At 59.3% G+C, this 18,881-nt stretch carries 19 protein-coding genes and 1 tRNA gene; 7 read left to right on the plus strand and 13 right to left on the minus strand.

What is annotated here, in order from left to right; genetic code table 11:
• Positions 1–82 precede the first annotated feature (82 nt).
• The 3 genes from D8M23_RS10345 to D8M23_RS10355 all read left to right on the plus strand — a co-directional run bounded on the left by D8M23_RS10345 (position 83) and on the right by D8M23_RS10355 (position 4,078).
• Positions 83–2,086, plus strand: coding sequence for an NHL domain-containing thioredoxin family protein (locus D8M23_RS10345; RefSeq protein ID WP_126854713.1), 2,004 nt, complete (start codon positions 83–85; stop codon positions 2,084–2,086).
• 151 nt (positions 2,087–2,237) lie between these two features.
• Positions 2,238–3,215, plus strand: coding sequence for a hypothetical protein (locus D8M23_RS10350; RefSeq protein WP_126854714.1), 978 nt, complete (start codon positions 2,238–2,240; stop codon positions 3,213–3,215).
• A 161-nt stretch (positions 3,216–3,376) separates the two neighbouring features.
• Positions 3,377–4,078, plus strand: a complete 702-nt coding sequence (locus tag D8M23_RS10355) for a hypothetical protein (protein WP_037237568.1) — start codon at positions 3,377–3,379, stop codon at positions 4,076–4,078.
• Between the two features lie 68 nt (positions 4,079–4,146).
• Here the strand turns inward: D8M23_RS10355 and D8M23_RS10360 are convergent, their stop codons facing one another.
• Positions 4,147–4,803, minus strand: a complete 657-nt coding sequence (locus D8M23_RS10360; protein WP_126854715.1) for a class I SAM-dependent methyltransferase — start codon at positions 4,801–4,803, stop codon at positions 4,147–4,149.
• Between the two features lie 144 nt (positions 4,804–4,947).
• Positions 4,948–7,062: a MauE/DoxX family redox-associated membrane protein gene (locus D8M23_RS10365; RefSeq protein WP_126854716.1), complete on the minus strand. Its 2,115-nt coding sequence runs from the start codon at positions 7,060–7,062 to the stop codon at positions 4,948–4,950.
• Between the two features lie 411 nt (positions 7,063–7,473).
• On the opposite strand from D8M23_RS10365, the gene D8M23_RS10370 reads away from it, so the two are divergent.
• The gene (locus D8M23_RS10370; protein WP_126854717.1) at positions 7,474–8,106 is read left to right on the plus strand and encodes a DUF4097 family beta strand repeat-containing protein; all 633 of its coding nucleotides are present in this window, start codon (positions 7,474–7,476) and stop codon (positions 8,104–8,106) included.
• 44 nt (positions 8,107–8,150) lie between these two features.
• Positions 8,151–9,170, plus strand: a complete 1,020-nt coding sequence (locus D8M23_RS10375) for a zinc-dependent alcohol dehydrogenase (protein WP_126854718.1) — start codon at positions 8,151–8,153, stop codon at positions 9,168–9,170.
• A gap of 134 nt (positions 9,171–9,304) precedes the next feature.
• Here the strand turns inward: D8M23_RS10375 and D8M23_RS10380 are convergent, their stop codons facing one another.
• From D8M23_RS10380 to D8M23_RS10430, 11 genes are all read right to left on the minus strand, one after another.
• Entirely contained in the window at positions 9,305–9,808 is a 504-nt protein-coding gene (locus D8M23_RS10380) for a peptidoglycan-binding protein (RefSeq protein ID WP_126854719.1), read from the minus strand.
• A gap of 63 nt (positions 9,809–9,871) precedes the next feature.
• A complete protein-coding gene (locus D8M23_RS10385) occupies positions 9,872–10,351 on the minus strand; it encodes a hypothetical protein (protein ID WP_006888293.1) in 480 nt (159 codons plus the stop codon).
• A gap of 130 nt (positions 10,352–10,481) precedes the next feature.
• Positions 10,482–10,997 (minus strand): hypothetical protein, encoded by a 516-nt coding sequence (locus D8M23_RS10390; protein ID WP_006888301.1) that lies wholly within the window; start codon positions 10,995–10,997, stop codon positions 10,482–10,484.
• Positions 10,998–11,061: 64 nt separating this feature from the next.
• Positions 11,062–11,619, minus strand: a complete 558-nt coding sequence (locus D8M23_RS10395; RefSeq protein WP_094757473.1) for a chemotaxis protein CheA — start codon at positions 11,617–11,619, stop codon at positions 11,062–11,064.
• A gap of 65 nt (positions 11,620–11,684) precedes the next feature.
• Positions 11,685–12,182, minus strand: coding sequence for a chemotaxis protein CheA (locus tag D8M23_RS10400; RefSeq protein WP_094757474.1), 498 nt, complete (start codon positions 12,180–12,182; stop codon positions 11,685–11,687).
• 177 nt (positions 12,183–12,359) lie between these two features.
• Positions 12,360–13,415: a ThiF family adenylyltransferase gene (locus tag D8M23_RS10405; protein ID WP_126854720.1), complete on the minus strand. Its 1,056-nt coding sequence runs from the start codon at positions 13,413–13,415 to the stop codon at positions 12,360–12,362.
• Positions 13,406–14,161, minus strand: a complete 756-nt coding sequence (locus D8M23_RS10410) for a thiazole synthase (RefSeq protein WP_126854721.1) — start codon at positions 14,159–14,161, stop codon at positions 13,406–13,408. The genes D8M23_RS10405 and D8M23_RS10410 overlap by 10 nt, the downstream gene beginning before the upstream one ends.
• 5 nt (positions 14,162–14,166) lie before the next feature.
• A complete protein-coding gene (gene thiS / locus D8M23_RS10415; protein ID WP_006888800.1) occupies positions 14,167–14,364 on the minus strand; it encodes a sulfur carrier protein ThiS in 198 nt (65 codons plus the stop codon).
• 59 nt (positions 14,365–14,423) lie between these two features.
• Entirely contained in the window at positions 14,424–15,479 is a 1,056-nt protein-coding gene (gene thiO / locus D8M23_RS10420) for a glycine oxidase ThiO (protein WP_126854722.1), read from the minus strand.
• A 2-nt stretch (positions 15,480–15,481) separates the two neighbouring features.
• Positions 15,482–16,096, minus strand: a complete 615-nt coding sequence (locus tag D8M23_RS10425; RefSeq protein ID WP_126854723.1) for a thiamine phosphate synthase — start codon at positions 16,094–16,096, stop codon at positions 15,482–15,484.
• A 463-nt stretch (positions 16,097–16,559) separates the two neighbouring features.
• A tRNA-Gly gene (locus D8M23_RS10430) sits at positions 16,560–16,633 on the minus strand.
• A gap of 199 nt (positions 16,634–16,832) precedes the next feature.
• Between D8M23_RS10430 and dcd the strand changes: the two genes are divergently transcribed.
• Together dcd and D8M23_RS10440 are read left to right on the plus strand one after the other, a co-directional pair.
• Positions 16,833–17,432, plus strand: coding sequence for a dCTP deaminase (dcd, locus tag D8M23_RS10435; protein ID WP_023133228.1), 600 nt, complete (start codon positions 16,833–16,835; stop codon positions 17,430–17,432).
• A 55-nt stretch (positions 17,433–17,487) separates the two neighbouring features.
• Positions 17,488–18,825, plus strand: a complete 1,338-nt coding sequence (locus D8M23_RS10440) for a hypothetical protein (protein WP_126854817.1) — start codon at positions 17,488–17,490, stop codon at positions 18,823–18,825.
• The last annotated feature ends 56 nt before the right edge of the window (positions 18,826–18,881 follow it).

The raw sequence follows: 18,881 nt of genomic DNA on the forward strand, positions 1-18,881 counted from the left end.
CGCACCGCTGGCATAATAGGGTGAAACGAGCGCACCCTGCTGCTCAGCGGGGTCTGGGCGCGAAACCATAGGGGAGAGAATCGTGAGCGAAACCAGCAACCAGCATTCCGGGCAAGATCATACCGGGCAGAAAACCGTGCGCGTGCGCGCCAGCGAACTCATCGGACGATCCTGGCTCAACACCGGCGAGAAGAGCCTAGACCTGCAGGCTCTTCGCGGCAAAATCGTGATTCTCGACTTCTGGACCCTGTGCTGCATTAACTGCCTGCACGTGCTCGACGAGCTGCGCCCCCTCGAAGAAGAATTCTCGGATGTGCTCGTCACCGTGGGCGTGCACAGCCCCAAATTTGAGCATGAGGCAGACCCGGCAGCGCTCGCCGCAGCCGTAGACCGCTACGACATCAAACACCCCGTACTCGACGACCCCGAACTCACCACCTGGCAGGCTTATACCGCCCGCGCCTGGCCCACGCTCGTGGTTATCGACCCCGAAGGGTATATTGTGGCGCATCTTTCCGGTGAGGGGCACGTGCAGGGGCTTATCTCACTCGTGCGTGAGCTCGTTGCCGAACATGAGGAAAAAGGTACCCTGCACCGTGGCGACGGCCCCTATGTGCCCCGACCCAAAACCGAGGGAACATTCGCTTTTCCGGGGAAGGCTATTGAACTCCCCACAGAGTTCGGACCCAAAAACCTGTTCGGCACCGGCTCACGCACCTACCTGGTGTCCGATACCGCTAGGCACCGCATCCTGCAGGTTGCCGAAGACCTCAACACGGTACTGGCAACCTACGGCGGGGGAGAGGACGGCGAAAAAGGCTACGCCGACGGAACCGGAACCACTGCACGCTTTAACGAACCGCAAGGGCTTGCTTTGGTACCCGCCGAACTTCGTGAAAAACTCGGGTACGATGTGCTGATCACCGACACCGTGAATCACCGGCTGCGCTCGCTGAACCTGCGCACGGGCGAGGTTCGTACCCTTGCGGGCAACGGCGTGCAGCGTGTGATCGATGGAGACAACGCCGTCACGGGCAACGCAAACCATATCCCCGCGGATGTGCCCGCCACCGCTATAGCGCTCTCGTCCCCATGGGATGCGGTCTATTCGCGTGAAGCCGGGCAGTTCGTGATCGCGATGGCTGGCACCCACCAGCTTTTCGGCTACGACCCCGTGTCTGAAACCGTCAGTATTTTCGCGGGTGCCGGGGTTGAAGGGCTGCAGGACGGTACCGCCGAGGACGCATGGTTTGCCCAGCCCTCCGGCATTATCGAGGCGCGTGACGGCAGTCTGTGGGTAGCCTGCTCGGAAACCAGCGGGCTGCGCCACGTAACCTTTACGCGGGATGAGCACGGATACCAGAGCGTACAGGTGACCTCTGCCGTAGGGCTGGGACTATTCGATTTCGGGTTTGTGGACGGCGACTCGCAGACCTCCCGTATGCAGCATCCTCTGGGACTCGCGGAGCTTCCCGACGGCTCTATCGCAGTGGCAGACACCTATAACGGCGCGATTCGCCGCTGGGATCCTGCCGCAAAGGAACTGAGCACCTTGCAGCGCGGACTCGCCGAACCTGCCGACCTCCTGGTGGAGCATAGCCTGGGTGAGGATCCCTGCCTGATAATCGTGGAAACCAATGCGCACCAGCTGGTGCGTGCCGCGATTCCGGCGCAGGCGCAGAAAGTGGACGAAGGGGCGATTACAACCGCCCGACCCGCCACGAAGCTCACCGGCGGAACCCTCGAATTTACCTCGCGGTTTACCGTGCCGACCGGGCAGAAACTCGATACCCGTTGGGGAGACCCGACCCAGCTGAAAATCTCATCCACCCCCGAAAATTTCCTGCTGGATGGTGCCGGTACCTCCCAAGGGCTCAGCCGTACCCTCGTGCTCAACCCCGAAGTTCAAGAGGCGGTGCTGCACATTACGGCCCGCGCCGCTGCCTGCGACGGCACCGAAGACGGCGATATTCCCGAGCACGCCGCATGCCACCTGTACCAGCAGGATTGGGGTATTCCGGTCATCGTCACCGGTGATGCCGCGGATGAGAGCGAACTCGTGTTGGACTTGCGGGGGATTAACTAGAGCCCGCCCTGTGAGCCTATAAACGTCTGCGATATTGCAGAAAATAACTTTTAGCCAAAAAGTAACCAAAGGCGCATACATAAAACAAGAACGGTATGACGGGAATTACATACGTACTAATAGTGCACTCACTGTGAGCTATTCTTTATCTATGCGTATTCACTCTCCCGTCGAGAAGCTCCTGACTGCCTGGGTTATTGGCGTTATCGTGTCCCTCGTGGCGGCCGCTGGCGCGCTTTTCGCCACCAATAAACTGGTGTACGGGCCGGAAGGGAAAGTACGCGAATATTTCCACGCACTCCAAACGGGCAACGGATCATACGCGCTGGGGCTGCTCGGGGCCAGAATCCCCGACGGGGACCCCGCTATGCTCGACGGCGACACGCTGCGGCGTGCAGCCTCAACCCTCAAAGATGTGCAGATTGACGTCATAGAAAAAGACCCCAACGGCAATAAAGCAACAGTGCGCGCCTCCTACACCATTGACGGCAAAAACGAACACACCGATTTCCGGCTCCACCAGGCGGGCACCCACTGGGGGGTCTTCGACCGCTGGGATATTGAGGCGGGGGAGCTGCCCACCCTCAAAGTGAAAATTGCGGGGGTTGAGGCGGCCACCGTGAATAACCGTAAAGTCGCCGTCGATCAGGGCGAGGCATCATTCCCAGTATTCTACCCCGGGGTGTACACGGTCGCCTACGACTCCGCAGTGTACACCACCTCAAAAAGCGTGCAGCAGGTGCTCACAGCGGATGCATCCTCCCAGGCCGATATAGCCCTGGAACCAAGCGAAAAGGCGCTGGAATCCGTACAAACCCAGGTGCGTTCCTACGTTGATAAATGCGCAGCCCAAAATACCCTATACCCGTCCGGATGCCCATTTGAGTACTCCTTCGGTGGGCGAGTAGATGGGGCAGTGAAATGGTCAGTTATTGAATACCCGCAGCCGAAAGTAACCGCAGAATCAGACAAAATGTGGAAACTCTCACCCGCAGAAGGCAAAGTAAAAATCTCGTTCGAGCAGCTGGATTTATACACGGGAACCCATAAAGAAATAACAAAAGAAATCCCGTTCACACTCAAAGGCATGGCCGAGGTAGACGCGAAATCCGTGCGCGTCTCCTTCTGAAACACCGCCGGTATTATCCCCCCGTTCCCGCCAGCAGGTAAACGCCCCGTATTCGCAGCACCCACACTGAGACCGGCTGCACCTGAGAAACCATGTGCCCGAACGGCAGAAACCGCGCGCCCCACTAGGCTATGAGCGCTCATGCCACTAAAGTGGAGAGTATGGCAGAACGCGCACACGAAATCAGCAGCAAACACGGCACCGCCGAACACATCTACCACCCGCGCATCCGCTCCTACGGCAGGCGCGTCGAAGCGGCACTACCGGGCACCCTCACACTCATCGCCGCGCTCGCCTTCCTCGGCTACAAACGGCCCGCCCTGCCCTACACCATAGTGACGCTGCTCATCGCGTTCTGCGCCGGTATCAGCCTCTACTCGGTGCTCAAACCCACCATTGTGGCCCTGACCGACACCCACGTGCTGCGTGCCCGCCTCATCGGCTGGAAAGCCGTGCCGCTCAAAAACATAGACCACACCATCCTTGTTGAAAAGCTCTACCCCAAACAGGCGCACGGCAAAAAAACCACCGGCATGGGGCGGCTGCGGTACCGCCCCGTCCCCGCCATGTGGGCCATCGGCAAAAACAAGAAACCGCTCATGCGCCTGGACGGGCGCGTCTGGGATGCAAAAACGATGCGCACTGTCTCCTCAAAACTCTCGGAGCAGACCACCGTCTACCAGAAAGCGAACGTGCTCGATATTGATAAGCTGCACCCGCACCTGATCACCTTTAACGAGCTGCACCCCGGCTGGCGCTCAGCCACCATTGCCGTGGTCGCCGCGCTCGTCATCCTGCTGCTGGGAGCCGGGGCGCTACTGCCCGAAGAAACAGCACGCGCCATCCACCTGATTTCCTCATAGAAGCCACCTACACAACACAACGGGGGCGGTATGTTCGACAACATACCGCCCCGAAGCCTAGACGAACCCTACTTAGCCCGCGAAAGAACCGCCACCAAATACTCCGAATCCTCGGTGAAAGGACGCAAATCCCAGGTGCTGTAGGTGGCATCCACATTAAAACCGGCCTGACGCGCATCCGCAAGGAACTGCTCAAACGAATAATCCCGCCCAGGGCCGGAACCATACCCCACCACGGCCCGGCCGCCCGGGGCCAGCACCCGATAAAAATTCTCAACCACAGGGTACCGGGTAGAACGCGCCAAAAAGCCCATCACATTCCCCGAACACACCAGCAGCTCAAACCCGTCCTGACCGGCTTCACCATTGAACCCAAGAGCCTGCGGCAAATCCGCCAAATCAGCGGTGACCCAGGAAGCCTCGGGGCACACACGGGTCGCCTCATCAATCAGCTCAGGGTCAATATCCACACCGGTGACGCGGTGCCCCAGCGCGTGCAGCTGCTTACCCACCCGGCCCGGGCCGCACCCGGCATCCAGAATTTTTGCCCCTCGAGAAGCCATCGCATCCAGAACACGTGACTCACCGCCCAGGTCGTTACCCTCAGCCTCCATCTGCTTAAAACGCTCAATATACCACTGCGAGTGGCTCGGGTCGTTTTCCTTCTTAATGAGCCACAGCGACTTTTCGCGCTCGCCGGGGGCATTGAACTGTATCTCAGCCATCAGTTGCCTTTCTATAGGGTGGAGTGTGTGCACGTCTTCGTTGCGGGCGGGGCCGCGTGGGAGCAGAACACGGGCCGCATAAAGAGCATCACTGCGCTCTTTATGCGACCCGGTATACCTGCTGTGCGGGCGCCCTCTAACAGTCTACTTCTTTGCCGCCGCCTTCTGAATAATCTGCTGGCTGCGCAGCTTCGCCATAGAGGCAGAAGCGGCACGTGAGCTGGGCTTCAGAGGCGGGCGCGTAGCAGCCTGAGGCACCGACAGCTCAGCGGGGGAACGCCGCGACTTGAGCATGCTGGCCCCCGGCGTGTACCGCTTACGCGGCCCGTTGAAGCTAGCAGAAGGAGAAGTCACCACGCCGGCGGAAGAGCCAGCCGGTGCTGACTGAGCGCCTGCGGATTTAGCGCGCACCGCCTGCTGTCGCATCCCCAGCCGGTACGCTTTCGCGGCGCTGGTGGTCTTGGCCGCCTCCGCACCGCCGCCTGCAGGCTGCGGCTTATTCGCGGGTTGTGTGGGCTGTACACGTGCAGGCTGGGTCTGCTGTGCGGTTTGGCCCGAGCCGGTGCCGCCCTGCTGCGACCGGGAGGCTTTCTGCTGCCCCACCTGAGTCAGGGGCTCGGTGGAATCGTTGGGCTTCTGCGTCGGCACCGGAGCAGTGGCCTGCACTGAGTCCCCAGATGCCTGAGCGGCAGAAACTGCCGGGGCTGACGTTTGGGCTTTCTGAGCGGGGGAGGAGGCGTCCTGAGCCTTCTGCTGCTTTGACTGCTGTGCAGCGGCCTCTTTCGATGCCGTTGAAGAAGCTGGGGCAGGCTGCTGTGCTGCCGTATTCTTCGCGGTTTTTTGGGGCTGAGCCGAACCCTGCGCGGGTGCAACCCCAGCTGCCGTACCCTGTTGGGGCGCTGCGGGCTGCTGCTGGGATGCGCTCTGCCGCTGAGCTGCGGCGTTTCGCTGCGTGGCGGTGCCCTGACCCTGCGCGGGCTGCGCATCCTGTTTCACGGGTGTGGGCTGCTGTGCATTCTGGGATTTCGATACGGCAGCCTGAGGCTGGGTCGGCTGCTCGGAAGCAGGCGTCTTCTGCTGCGCTGGTGCGGTGCGGCCCACCTGACCGTGCGAGACATTGTCCACAGCGCCGGGCCGGGCCGGGGCCTGCGTCGCCGAACCGCCCTGCACGGGTGCGCGCTGCTCTGAGGCTCCTGCTGCCGACGCCGAAGCGGCGGCCTGAGCGGGCTGCGCCTCCTTGGGGGCGTTCGGGTCTTTAATGGCGCCGAATTCAACCAGCAGATCATCCATAAGCTGCTTCACGTCGCTCGTTCCCGCTACGGGGCCGCCCGCCAGCATCCCGTCGGAACCCAGGATCACGGCCATTGGGGTGCCGCGGCCAAAGTTGTGCATTGCCGCATGCTTGGGATCCACCAGCGCCTCAACGCCCTCATCCAGTTTCTCCAGCTTATGGGCCTGACGAATCTTCTCTTCACTGCTGAACACGGGATGCAAACCCAGCTGCGGCAGCAGCTTCTGCCACCGGGGAATGGTCTTCAAAATAGGGGTGCAAGAACCGCATGTGGGAGAAGCAAAAAACAGTACACGCGCCTGCACTCGGGACATATCGCGCAGGGTGGTCACACGCCCATCGGTCGTGTAAATAGAGGCGTAAGGGATGGGCACCCGCACATAATCCTCGGACTCATCAGCTGCGGAGGGCAGCACCACCTCGGGAATATCCGGGGCGGGCTCGGCCAGGGACTCGCCCCGCTGAATAGCCCACAGGGTCAGCGCGATCAGGCCCGCACCAACAGCCCACAGCCACCCGGAACCGTTAAGGCCCACCAGCTCATACACCACTGCCTTCCCGCCAACAAACGAAGCCACCACAGTGAGAATACCCGCAATGGTTAGCGCAATATTACGGATCAGCGTGTAACGGCTCACCGGTGCCGCCGATTTCTTCCCAAAACAGTTACAGCCTTCGGTGCGGCCGGTAGCCAACGCCCGAGCGATCACCACCAGGTAGAACACCATGAGCGCACACGAGGCTATGGCGAACACCGGGAACAGCGGGCCGGGGGCGAACAGAAGCCCGGCGGCGAGCACCAGCTCAGCCCACGGCAGTACAGCGGGGGTGAGCTTCAGCGGCGCAACCGAGTCTAAACCTAAGTTCAGAATACCTTCAACGGTGCTAGAAGGGTCTTTAGCCTTAGCGATACCGCTGGCCGTGAGAGTAACAACAAGGATAGAAGTGCAAAGCAGAAGAGGAGTCATGAGTCCTTGAAAAATTGGGGCCAGAAAATTGTTGTCCTTCCCATACTACTCTCGTTACGCATAAAGATGCGCTTTAATTGCAAGGCTGTGCACATCATTTTTAAAAAATAGCGTCCCGAGGTGCGAAAAAACGTGTGAGCGAATGAATTTCAAGTGTGCAAAGACGAATATTTTTAAGCCCCCGAGCGGATATGTTAGGCCCCCACCATGCATATAAATAGGGAGATTTGTCACACACACCGTTACACTAGTGCTTTAGAAAAGTTTCAAGTGACAGGGGTAAAATACGGGTAAACGGGGCGCCGGATGCGGCACCACCCAACGTACACCTGTACAGGTTCGTGCGTACCGCCTGAACCCTGCGGTGAGGCGCATCAGCGCCCGTCGCTACCGTTGCAGTGGAGGTTTCCCATGTCCATAGTCGTCACTGAACCTAAATCCCTGGCCCTTGAAATACTTGATCTTGAGACCGACATATTCGCAACAACCGACAAAAACACAACTATTGAGGTGCCCCATGCAGAGCTTTTCACCGTGCGCACCGACGAAGGCGCCATACAGCTCACCCAGACAGAACACTACTGGCAGTCACCCTTCGCAACCCGCCCGTCACTGCTGCACTTTCTGACACGCCCCAGGGTAAAAATCACCGTCCCCACCGGGACGTTCCTTGACGCGTTACGGGTGCGCACCAGCTCGTACTGCACTATCGGCGGGATGCGCGCCAGCTACGCCGATCTGACCGCCACCGAAGGCACCATCCGGTGCAGGAACTCTGACTTTTCACACGTTCAGGCGCGGGCGTCATCGGCGTCGGTCCTGCTAGCGAACTGTACCGTTGATGAGGATGCAAGCCTTAAAGTGGCTGGCGGGGCGGTGCTCACGGTGGGCACGTTTGATGAGATGCCCGGCTACCGGGTGCGGGAGGCAACCGGCAGTGTGGAAATATTCGGAAAACAGTGCCGCACCGGCGACTCGTACGATGCCGAGAACCAGCCGAGCGTGTACATTACCTGCTCCGGCGGGCACGTGGAAGTCGAATAGGTGCAGCTTCAGCAACCAGGCTTATAAGAAGGGGAAGAAAAACGATGAAAGCCAGTTTTATCACCGGAATCCGAAGCGCCGAAGCGCGTGAGATTGAAGATGCGCACCCCCAACAACCAGATGAGGCCCTCATTCGAGTTGCCTATGCGGGCATCTGTGGGACCGACCTTGAACTGTACGATGGCACCTCAAACTATCTGCGGCGCGGTCTGACCGAGTACCCGCACCATTACGGGCATGAGTGGGTGGGCGTGATCGAAGCCCCGCCGCAGACTGTTCACGGCACTCAGCTGAAACCCGGTGCGGTGGTCACCGGAAGCACCATGATTCCCTGCCTGATATGCGATTTCTGTCAGCGTGGGCGTCGGAACCTCTGCACGAACCTGCGCGAAGTTGGTCTTTATGAGCATGGTGGGGCGGCGGCGCAAAAGCTTGTGATGCCAGCGCACGTGTTGACCGTTATTGACGATGGCCCGGGTGCAGAGCCGCATCCTGAATATATTCTGATCGAGCCTCTCGTGACGGTTCTGGAGGGCTTGGCGAAAGCCACCCCGGAACCCGGTGATAGGGTACTGGTGCTGGGCGGTGGCACGATCGGCACCCTCGCGGCGCTGGTGCTGGGGCAGTACCCCGTGGAGGTGGCGGTGGTTGATCCCTCGCAGCCCGTGCACCTTGCCGAGCTTGGGATTACGACCTATAAAACGGTGGACTCGCTCCCCTCTGGGGACTGGGATGCTGTGTGGGAGTGCTCCGGCTCCGCTGCGGCGCTGCAGGCTACGCCGTCTCTGCTGAGGAACGGGGGCGCGGCGGTGCTGATCGGCTTCCCGCCTGCGCAGACCGGCCTTGATGCCTCGGAGTTTGCCCTGCGGGGGCAGTACCTGGTGGGTGTGCGTCACGGCATCGACCACTATGCGGCTGCCGCGCAGTTCGTGCGGGAGCACCGGGACGAGTTGGGTGCGCTCATCGACTGCAGCTACAGCCTTGACGATGCGCAGGCCGCCTTCGAGCGGCTGGAAGTGGGGGAGCGGGAACGCCCCAAGGTGATGCTGAGTATCGATAAATAGTCCCCTAATTTTTCGCCAGAAAAAGGCTCTTTATTCCAATAAAGCATTAGAGAGCCCGCTTTATTGGAATAAAGAGCCTTTTTGGGTACCGAACCTAACAGCCGGTGCCTGGTGCGGCTTGGGGATTAGTTAATTTACCCAACCCACTGGTTGATTTCGTTCTGCAAAGCCTTGATGGTTTGGGAAGGCGCATCAAGGCGGCCGTCTGGGGAAATCCCATAGTGGCTTTGAAGCGCCTTAATACTTCCCTCACTAATATATGCATTGCTCACGTAATCATTTTTCTCAAGTTTTACACCTAGCCATTTGTTCATCCAAGCTATTGTAGGTGAACCGGCAGGCTCGTACGAGCCATCCCATTCCCATCCACCGACAATTCCGGGACAGGCAGAAGCCATACCCGAAGGCTGTGAACTAATGACCCCGTCAACGACAAGGCCAGCGTTCATGACAGTGTTCATGAACCGCTGCAGCCCCGCGCTAGTTTCGGAGCCCCACCAGCCGTCGGTGGAGATAGCGTTTGCGGAGGTTGCGGTCACGAGGGTCGAGCCGAAGACTACCAGCCCTGCCGCAGGAACGCCTATAGCGCCTGCCTTGAGAAGCTTGCGACGGGAGAGGTTTTTGTTTTCTGCGGTCATGATAAAAACTCCTTACACATAACGCACTGTGCACATCATGTGAATACTGAAATTCACAAGAACTTAGACGTACTGGTTGATTTCGTTCTGCAAAGCTTGGATGGTCTGGGAAGGACCGTCAAGGCGCCGATCTGGGGAGATACCATAGTGACTTTGTAACTTCTCAATGGTTGCGTCGCGGAAATAACGACTAGGGTTTCGCCATCCTAGCCATTTGTGCACATAATAAATTGTGGGAGAGCCTTTTGCGTCACTTGGCACCCATTCCCAGCCGCCGACGATTCCAGGACACGCAGGTGCCATGTACGAAAGCTGGGAGCTAATGACCCCATCGACAACAAGGTTTGCACCCATAACTGCGTTCATGAATCGCTGCAGTCCCGCGCTAGTTTCAGAGCCCCACCAGCCGTCGGCGGAGATAGCGTTTGCGGGTGCTGCGGTCACAAGAGTGGAACCAAAAGCAAGCAAACCGGCGGTGGGAACACCCACGGCGCCTGCTTTGAGGAGCTTGCGGCGGGAAAGTCTGGTGTTCTCAAGAGTCATAATTTCTTCCTTTTCATGTGTTGAGGCCTGTAAAGCGGATAATGAAACCTAAACTGGGGCGCATCCCATAAGGAGAAAAAACGCGCCCCAGTTAGGCAGGGTGTGGGTGGAAGGTATGAAGAAGAAACCTCTAAACCCACTGGTTGATTTCGTTCTGGAGAGCCTGGACAGTCTGGGAAGGGCCATCAAGGCGACCGTCCTCAGGGGTGCCGTAGTGGTGCTGCAGATAAAGAATATCTCCACCATCGAAGATAGGGGTCGGAGGATTCAGATCTAACCATGACTGTAACCATTTGATGGTGGGAGAGCCTTCCGCTTTGCCGGATTCTACCCATTCCCAGCCGCCAACAATTGCGGGGCACTGGTGAGCCACACGTGAATCCTGTGAGCTGATGACCCCGTCGACAACCAGACCCCTGCTAAACTCCTCGTTTGTGAGCCAGCCCTTATTCGTGACCACAGTATTTAAGAACCGTTGCAGACCTGCGCTAGTTTCAGATCCCCACCAGCCGTCGGTGGAGATGGCGTTTGCGGAGGTTGCGGTGACGAGGGTCGAGCCAAAGGCGAGTACACCTGCGGCGGGAACGCCTATAGCACCTGCCTTGAGGAGTTTGCGACGGGAAAATCCGGCGTGTTCATTCGTCATAACGAAAACTCCTTACACATAACGTACTGACTATATCCATGCGAATACTGAAATTCGCAAGAACTTAGACGTACTGGTTGATTTCGTTCTGGAGAGCTTGAATAGTCCGGGAGGGAGCGTCGAGACGGCCGTCCTGAGAGATGCCGTAGTGTCCCTGTAGGCGCTTGATGATACCGTAGCCGATCTTGGAAGAACCCTTCCAGCCGCTGGGGTCAAATCCCGCATATTGTTTAGGAGTCACGCCATCCAGCCATGCGTTCATAACGTGGATGGTGGGGGAACCTGTTGCTTGATTGGATTCTACCCATTCCCAGCCGCCGACGATTCCGGGGCAAGCAGGCGCCATACTCGAAGGTTGGGAGCTGATGACTCCGTCAGCAACTGTAGGGATCTTGCTCATGCTCCCAAATTCGTCGTTCCAGGTTCCGGTCATGATGGCGTTCATGAATTTTTGTAGCCCGAGCGAGGTTTCGGAGCCCCACCAGCCGTCGGTGGAGATGGCGTTTGCGGAGGTTGCGGTGACGAGGGTCGAGCCAAAGGCGAGTACACCTGCGGCGGGAACACCTATAGCGCCTGCCTTGAGGAGTTTGCGACGGGAGAGGCCTTTATTATCGGTGGTCATGATGATAAGTCCTTACACATAGCGTGCTGTCTTATGCAATGCGAATGCTAAGATTCACAAGAATTTTAGACGTACTGGTTGATTTCGTTCTGCAAAGCCTGAATAGTCCGGGAGGGAGCGTCAAGGCGACGATCTACGGGAATGCCGTAATGTTTCTGTAGGTATTCAATCCAGGCAGTGGTGATTGTGCCAAAAAGATTTTTATAGTTATAAGGTAAGTGTTTCAGCCATGCGTCCGTGGCTTGGATGGTTGGGGAGCCTTTTGCCTGGTTGACCTCTACCCATTCCCAGCCACCAACAATTCCTGGGCAGTATGGCGCCATACTCGAACGCTGGGAGCTGATGACCCCATCAACAACAAGGTTTGCGCCCATAACTGCGTTCATGAACCGCTGCAGACCCGCGCTAGTTTCAGATCCCCACCAGCCGTCGGTGGAGATAGCGTTCGCGGAGGTTGCGGTGACGAGGGTCGAGCCAAAGGCGAGTACACCTGCGGCGGGAACACCTATAGCGCCTGCCTTGAGGAGTTTGCGACGGGAGAGGCCTTTATTATCGGTGGTCATGATGAGCCCTTTCGGTAGGGGATGTCTCCCCATCTACCCTAGAAGACCCGTGCCATAAATCTCAAGCATTTACTCAGCAAACCTTAAAGTTTAATGTAAACGTTATTTTCCTGTTTTCAGGTTTATAACGCCTGTGGCGCACCCCTTCACGGCGTGAAGAAGCCGCACGATGGTGGGCTACACCCCAGTGAGCCTCACCCCATAATCTGCTGCAACTGCACCCCAATCCTTCATAAACTTCGCTGCGCGTGCCCCGGACTTACAAAATACGCCCACGCGCTCCCCGGCGAGCGGTTTCAACATGGCGCGCACCGCATCCTCGGTAGCTGCAGACAGAGGAAGGTGCAGAGAATCCGGGTACTTCACCTGGGTTTCGCGTTCGCTCTGCTCGCGCACATCCAGCAGAATCTTCGGCAGTTCATAGGCGCTCAAATCCGTCACGGGCACCCGCTCCGGGTCTGGGAAGAGCGCAAAATTCTGGAAGGTACCGCTCAACGCCTCGTAGGTGAGCAGCCGCCCCTCAAGCGTGGGCAGCCCCGCCAGGAACTTGAGTGTTTCCGTCGCCACGAGCGAACCAATCACCGCCGTGGTAGCGCCCAGCACCCCCGCCTCGGCGCAGGATTCCAGCGTTTCCGGGATCGTGGGGAACAGATCGCGCAGATGCACCGACCCCGTGCGGAAGACGCTCACGCTGCCCTGATACCGCAGCACCGACCCCCACACCAGCGGAATACCGGTTATCTCGGCGGCATCGGCAATCAAATATTTAGTCGCAAAGGTGTCGGTACAATCGACGATCACCGCCGGGTTCTCCTCGGCGAGCAGGTCAAGAATCCAGGATGCCTCCAGGTACCTTCGATACACCGTCACCGTGAGTGCCGGGGCAATCTCGCGGGCACGATGCGCGGCAACCTCAGCCTTCGCCCGGCCGCAATCGGCGATCCCGAACAACGGCTGGCGCTGCAGATTCGACAGCTCAATCACATCGTGATCGACGAGCGCAATCGACCCGACCCCTGCGGCGGCGAGCGCCTGCACCACCGGGCACCCCAGACCGCCCGCACCGATAACGAGCACATGCGCATTGGCGACCGCCTGCTGGTCGAAACCGGGCAGACGATCCTGCCGCGATACACGCTCAGCTTCGAGTGCCTGCGCCTGCACGGGGTTCTTTGGCGCTAGAATCTGCGGTGCATCAGGCACCGAGCGGTGGTCGTGCGAGGTCACATCCATGACACCAGCCCCTCCGCCGGGGAGGAAGCCTTCGCGTGCTCGCGCTGGGGAATCCTACCTGCGCTTCGCGCCAGATAGCCTGCCTCAACAGCGGCTTTCATGGCTCGCGCCATCGCCACCGGATCCTGCGCACGGTTGACCGCCGAGGCTAACAGCACGCCCGAGCAGCCCAGCTCCATCGCAAACGCGGCGTCCGAGGCGGTGCCAACCCCCGCATCCAGCAGCACCGGAACCGTGGCGCGGGAGCAAATCAGCTCAATATTGTGCGGGTTCAAAATGCCCAGCCCCGTGCCGATGGGTGAGCCGAGCGGCATGACCGCCGCGACGCCCACATCCTCTAAACGCTTGGCGATCACCGGGTCATCAGAGGTGTACGCCATGACCGTGAAGCCTTCCGCCACCAGCGTTTCGCAGGCGGTCACGGTCTCGCACACATCCGGCAGCAGGGTGTCTTCGTCGCTAATCACCTCAACCTTAATCCACTTTGTCCCCAAGGCTTCGCGCGCGAGCCGGGCGGTGATAACGGTGTCGCGCGCGGTGCGGCACCCCGCCGTATTGGGTAGAGGCGCAATATTTAGCCTGGTCAGAAGCGGAAAAATAGGGGTACCCGAGGCGTGCCTGCGCATCGCGACCGTGGTCATCTCGGTGCCGGATGCGACCAGCGCCTTTTCGAGCAGGTCCATGCTGGTGGCGCCCCCGGAACCCATAATGAGCCGGGATGAGAACTCTTTCTCAGCAATAATCATGGCTTCTACCCGCCCTGAACTGCGGTCAGCGCATCGACCCTAGCGCCCTCGGGAACTTCGGTACTCGCCCACCGTGAACGCGGCACCACAGCACCATCGAGTGCGACAGCGACACCCTGATCGGTGCCCGCCTGCTGAAGAATCAGCGCCTCAAGATTCGGGGTAGAAATGTCTAATAGTTCGCCGTTATAGGTTATTTTCATGGGTTATTCCTCTCGTTGTTAGTGCACAAACTGGCGGTATGTACTAGCAAAATCGCGTATCAGCGCTCAAACCTCTTCGGCGAGCAGGGCGCGAACTCCGGCGGAATATCCCCGCCCAAAAACACCTCCGCACCGGCTTTCCCAGCGAGTGCCGCCAGTAAAATTCCGTGCCGAAAATACCCGTTTGAGATCAGCTGCCGTTGCCCGGTCGCCGTGGTGCGGTCACCAAAGATCGGCAGATCATCCGGAGTTCCGGGTCGCACCCCCACATTCGACTCGATAAGCTCACATTCCTCCACCGCAGGAACCACCCGAATCGCATCTTTGAGCAGCTGATACACGCCGTCCACACCGGGGCGTGTGCGTGTGTCCTCGCGGCTTGTCGCACCGATACACACCTCACCGCCAGGCCGCGGAATCACATAAACGGGCCGACCATTCACGAACCCGCGCACCACATGCTCCACCAGCGGATGCGGGGCCTGCAAACGCAGAATATCACCGTAAACCGGGCGCAGCGGATACTGCCCCGCCGCACCCAAACCGGTGCACACAATATCCCCAAAATCCGGGTCCGTCACACGCTCACGCACAAACTCGACCCCGCGCGCCCTCAACGCCTTCACGAGAGCCTGCAAAAACAGCCGAGGCGCCACCTGATGATCGCCCTCAATCAACGCCGCACCCGCCAAATCCGGGGCAAGTGCAGGTTCTAAGGCACGCGCCCGGCTCACGGGAATGGCCTCAGCACTGCGGTTGAGCGAACGGTAATAATCGGAAACATCCCGCAGATGCGCCGCATCCGCACGGTCACCCGCCACCACCAACGTGCCGGTCGTATCGTAGCCGGTGGGCGCGTCCGTCACCGCAGAAAGCCTGCGCATGAGTGAAGGGTACGCATCCGCACTGGCAACCATGAGCGGGAAAAGCGCATCCTGCTGAAACTGCACCTCGGCAATAGGCGCGAGCATTCCACCCGCAAAATAGCTGGCACCCGTGCCGCGCTCGCCGGGGGTTGGGTCATAGACGCGCACCCGCTGGTCGCGTTCGGTAAGCTCAAAGGCGGTTACCAGCCCAATAACTCCGCCGCCCACCACGGTAATAGCCTCTGCCATGATTATGCCTGCAACTCCGGGTTTTCCACGAAGGCGCGTGCCATTGCAACCCCGGCAACCCCTGTTTCGCGGATGCTCGGGCAGTCCTGGGGCCAAATATCGCCGATAGCGACCACCGGAACCTTCGAGAGCTCGGCAAGTTCACGCAGCCCTTCAACACCCAGCGGCGGGCGGTTTGAGGCTTTGGTGGGGGAAGGGCGGAACGGCCCGGCACCAATGTAGTCGATCAGGTGCGCAACGGCGTTAGCGCGCTCAACAAGCTCGCGAGTGCCGGTGGTGAGACCAATAATGGCGTGCTCACCCAGCAGACGGCGGGCATCGGCAACGGGCAGATCGTCTTGGCCGATATGCACCCCGTCGATGCGCACCCCGCGAGCACGCAGGGCAAGGGCAACATCCACCCGGTCATCAATCAGTATTTTCTGGTGGGGGAGCGCGATGCGCGCAATCTCTTCGGCAAGGGCATACAGGTCGCGGGCGCTGATGGGCTTGGAGCGCACCTGTATGCAAGTGGCGTGCCGTGCCCGCCGCACCGTTTCGACGGGGTTTTCGCCAGTGACCAGATACAGCGAAAGGTCTAAGGGTGTGGCGGTTTCGGCGGTGCTATTGGGTGTCATGGGACCACGATTCGACTGTGAAAGTAGTACTTCCTGCGTGCTCACGCGGGCGTTGCGGTGATGGTGTGACGACGCGGCACACGCAGATGTTTCTCATTCAGGCTAACACACAACCTTTATCGCGGTTCTTGGCGGCGTTTTTATTGCTCTGACACGCTGCCAAAACCACCTGCTCGCGGGTTAGTCAGGAAAATAAAAAAGCTCTGGTAAATACCAGAGCTTTTAAGAGCAGCTGACGGGCTGGAGGGTGCGGATTCCGAGCGAGCGAGGTACCAAATCCGCGCCTGGAAGCGATTCCCGTCTAAAATTGGGCACACGAAAACCCCTAACAGAAGCTAGGGGTTTATGAGAGCGGCTGACGGGCTGGAGGTAAGAAATCGTCCCTGATGGGGCGATTTTTTAGTGTCAGCGATTCCCGGAAGCCTAAAAAAGAGGTCTCCAGCCTAACGGTTGGAGACCTAAGTGGAGCGGCTGACGGGAATCGAACCCGCGTATCAGGCTTGGGAAGCGTGCGCTCTACCATTGAGCTACAGCCGCGTATCCGTAATGGACATATCTAGTGTAGCGTGTGTTTGGGTTTTTCGCATACCGGCCGGGTGCGTGCCTCATCACCCCGCCCGGTAGCACCCCGCCGCCGTGCTGTTCAGAACCGATGCGTGCGCAATTGTGCGGCACGCCCTAAAATTTGCGGCGCTTCGGTGCGCACGGGAGGGGATACACTAGGTATCCTTAGAGAGTGCTTATCTCAGACCGCGATATACGACAGGAAATTGCTGACGGGCGCATCGTGCTCGACCCGTTCGACGACTCGATGATTCAGCCAGCCAGTGTTGATGTGCGCATCGACCGTTTTTTCAGGCTGTTCGATAACCACAAGTACCCGTACATTGATCCGTCGCAGCCGCAGGAAGACCTCACCCGCCTGGTTGAGGTTGCCCCTGATGAGCCTTTTATTCTGCACCCGGGTGAGTTCGTTCTCGGCTCAACCTACGAGAAGGTGACTTTGCCGTCGGATGTGGCGGCGCGTCTTGAGGGGAAGTCGTCACTGGGGCGTCTGGGTTTGATGACGCATTCCACGGCCGGGTTTATTGACCCAGGCTTTTCGGGGCATGTGACCCTGGAACTGTCGAATATGGCGACTCTGCCGGTCATGCTGTGGCCGGGTTCTAAAGTGGGCCAGTTGTGCTTCTTCAGGCTCACGAGCGAGACTGAGCACCCTTACGGTTCGGGCGCTTACGGCAACCGCTACCAGGGTCAGCGCGGGCCCACGGCTTCGCGCAGCTACTTGAACTTTCACCGTACCGAGATTCCCGTTACTGAGAATCCCGCAGATTAGCCGGGGTTTATTGTCCTGATGGCTAAGAGAAAAGAGAATACTGTTGTTCCCTACAATGGTTGTGCGGCCCGCTGGCACCCAACTGAAGGTGGTGTTTGGTCCCGGCGCTGACGAGCAGTTCGTGAGCAAGGTGGAGCAGATTTGGGCTACCCTCGACCCGGTGCTGTATGAGAGCGTTGAGGCGGCTATTGAGGCGACCCGCTCCGTGGCGCATATGCTCGTGGCGCATGATGGCAGCAGAAACCTGTTTGATGAGGTCCCGCAGCTGATGAACGGTTTCGAGACCATGCAGATGGTGAACGTCACCCGTGAGGCTGAGGCGCTGCAGTCCATGACGTCCATGCTCACGGTCGCTATGATTCAGCAGCTGGTGGGTGGTTCTAAGGTGCTGCTGCACGCCGCCGCCATTGGTGACCCCGCCACGAAGCGTGCCATTACTTTGGTGGGGGCATCCGGCAGCGGTAAAACCACTGCCTCCCGCTACCTGGGGCAGCGTTTGGCGTACCTGACGGATGAGACCACCATTATTGAGCGCACCACTGGTGCCGTGGTGCCGTACCCGAAGCCGCTGTCGGTCATTGTTGCCCCCGACGAGCCGAAGGAGCAGCAGAACCCCGCCGAGCTGGGGCTGAACGTGGTTGCTGCGGATGATCACAGTTACCGTCTTGAGCGTGTGGTGATCATTGACCGCCGTGACGAGCCGACCTCCCCGCGTATTGAGCCGGTGCCGCTGGCGCAGGCGCTTATGACGATCTGTGAGCAGACCTCGGGGCTGATGTTCACCCGTGAGGGGCTGCGCAGCATCGCCGACGTGATTATTGAAAGCGGCGGTGCGTGGCGTCTGGTGTATTCGGAGGTGCAGCAGGCTGAGCCGCTGGTGTATCAGCTGCTTAGCGGTGAGGGTCTACCGGAGCGTGAGGCTGAAGGGTACCAGACGTTTGAGCCTGCAGACGCCCTGCCGAACGTGTTCGCTAACGGTACTGTGACGGTGGCTCGTGCGCCCGGTAGTGAGGGGTACCTGGTGGGGGAGGAGACGTTCCTGCTGCACCGCGGTGAGGCCCTGAACGAGCTGTCGGGGTTCGCAGCCGAATGCTGGGTCGCTGCTGAGCAGCAGATCTCTTCAGAGACGCACTATGAGCTGCTGTGCGAACTGTTTGAGGGTTTGCCGCGGGATGCGTACGATACGGTGATTACGCAGCTTTCTGAGGCGGGTATTTTGACGGTGCGCACGGTGGATGACCCGCTGTACACAGACCCTGAACCGGCTGAGCTGGATGTGGCCGCCTCCGAAGAGGGCGCTCCCGGTAGCGAAACCGCCGCAGAAGATACCGCAGAAGACGCCGATGGGACTCCCGCAGGGGATACCACTCAAAACACGGAGACCACCGAGTAGGCTGAACCGCAGACTAACTAGGCACAAACGCACCGGCCGCATCACAGAACTACCCT

The organism is Rothia sp. HSID18067 (genome assembly GCF_003989445.1).
Classification (GTDB): Bacteria; Actinomycetota; Actinomycetes; order Actinomycetales; family Micrococcaceae; genus Rothia; species Rothia aeria.

Coding starts and splice junctions, on each gene's coding strand:
- D8M23_RS10350 (WP_126854714.1), top strand. CDS start 2,238: ATGCGTATTCACTCTCCCGTCGAGAAGCTCCTGACTGCCTGGGTTATT.
- D8M23_RS10355 (WP_037237568.1), top strand. CDS start 3,377: ATGGCAGAACGCGCACACGAAATCAGCAGCAAACACGGCACCGCCGAA.
- D8M23_RS10360 (WP_126854715.1), bottom strand. CDS start 4,803: ATGGCTGAGATACAGTTCAATGCCCCCGGCGAGCGCGAAAAGTCGCTG.
- D8M23_RS10365 (WP_126854716.1), bottom strand. CDS start 7,062: ATGACTCCTCTTCTGCTTTGCACTTCTATCCTTGTTGTTACTCTCACG.
- D8M23_RS10370 (WP_126854717.1), top strand. CDS start 7,474: ATGTCCATAGTCGTCACTGAACCTAAATCCCTGGCCCTTGAAATACTT.
- D8M23_RS10375 (WP_126854718.1), top strand. CDS start 8,151: ATGAAAGCCAGTTTTATCACCGGAATCCGAAGCGCCGAAGCGCGTGAG.
- D8M23_RS10380 (WP_126854719.1), bottom strand. CDS start 9,808: ATGACCGCAGAAAACAAAAACCTCTCCCGTCGCAAGCTTCTCAAGGCA.
- D8M23_RS10385 (WP_006888293.1), bottom strand. CDS start 10,351: ATGACTCTTGAGAACACCAGACTTTCCCGCCGCAAGCTCCTCAAAGCA.
- D8M23_RS10390 (WP_006888301.1), bottom strand. CDS start 10,997: ATGACGAATGAACACGCCGGATTTTCCCGTCGCAAACTCCTCAAGGCA.
- D8M23_RS10395 (WP_094757473.1), bottom strand. CDS start 11,619: ATGACCACCGATAATAAAGGCCTCTCCCGTCGCAAACTCCTCAAGGCA.
- D8M23_RS10400 (WP_094757474.1), bottom strand. CDS start 12,182: ATGACCACCGATAATAAAGGCCTCTCCCGTCGCAAACTCCTCAAGGCA.
- D8M23_RS10405 (WP_126854720.1), bottom strand. CDS start 13,415: ATGGATGTGACCTCGCACGACCACCGCTCGGTGCCTGATGCACCGCAG.
- D8M23_RS10410 (WP_126854721.1), bottom strand. CDS start 14,161: ATGATTATTGCTGAGAAAGAGTTCTCATCCCGGCTCATTATGGGTTCC.
- thiS (WP_006888800.1), bottom strand. CDS start 14,364: ATGAAAATAACCTATAACGGCGAACTATTAGACATTTCTACCCCGAAT.
- thiO (WP_126854722.1), bottom strand. CDS start 15,479: ATGGCAGAGGCTATTACCGTGGTGGGCGGCGGAGTTATTGGGCTGGTA.
- D8M23_RS10425 (WP_126854723.1), bottom strand. CDS start 16,096: ATGACACCCAATAGCACCGCCGAAACCGCCACACCCTTAGACCTTTCG.
- D8M23_RS10440 (WP_126854817.1), top strand. CDS start 17,488: ATGGTTGTGCGGCCCGCTGGCACCCAACTGAAGGTGGTGTTTGGTCCC.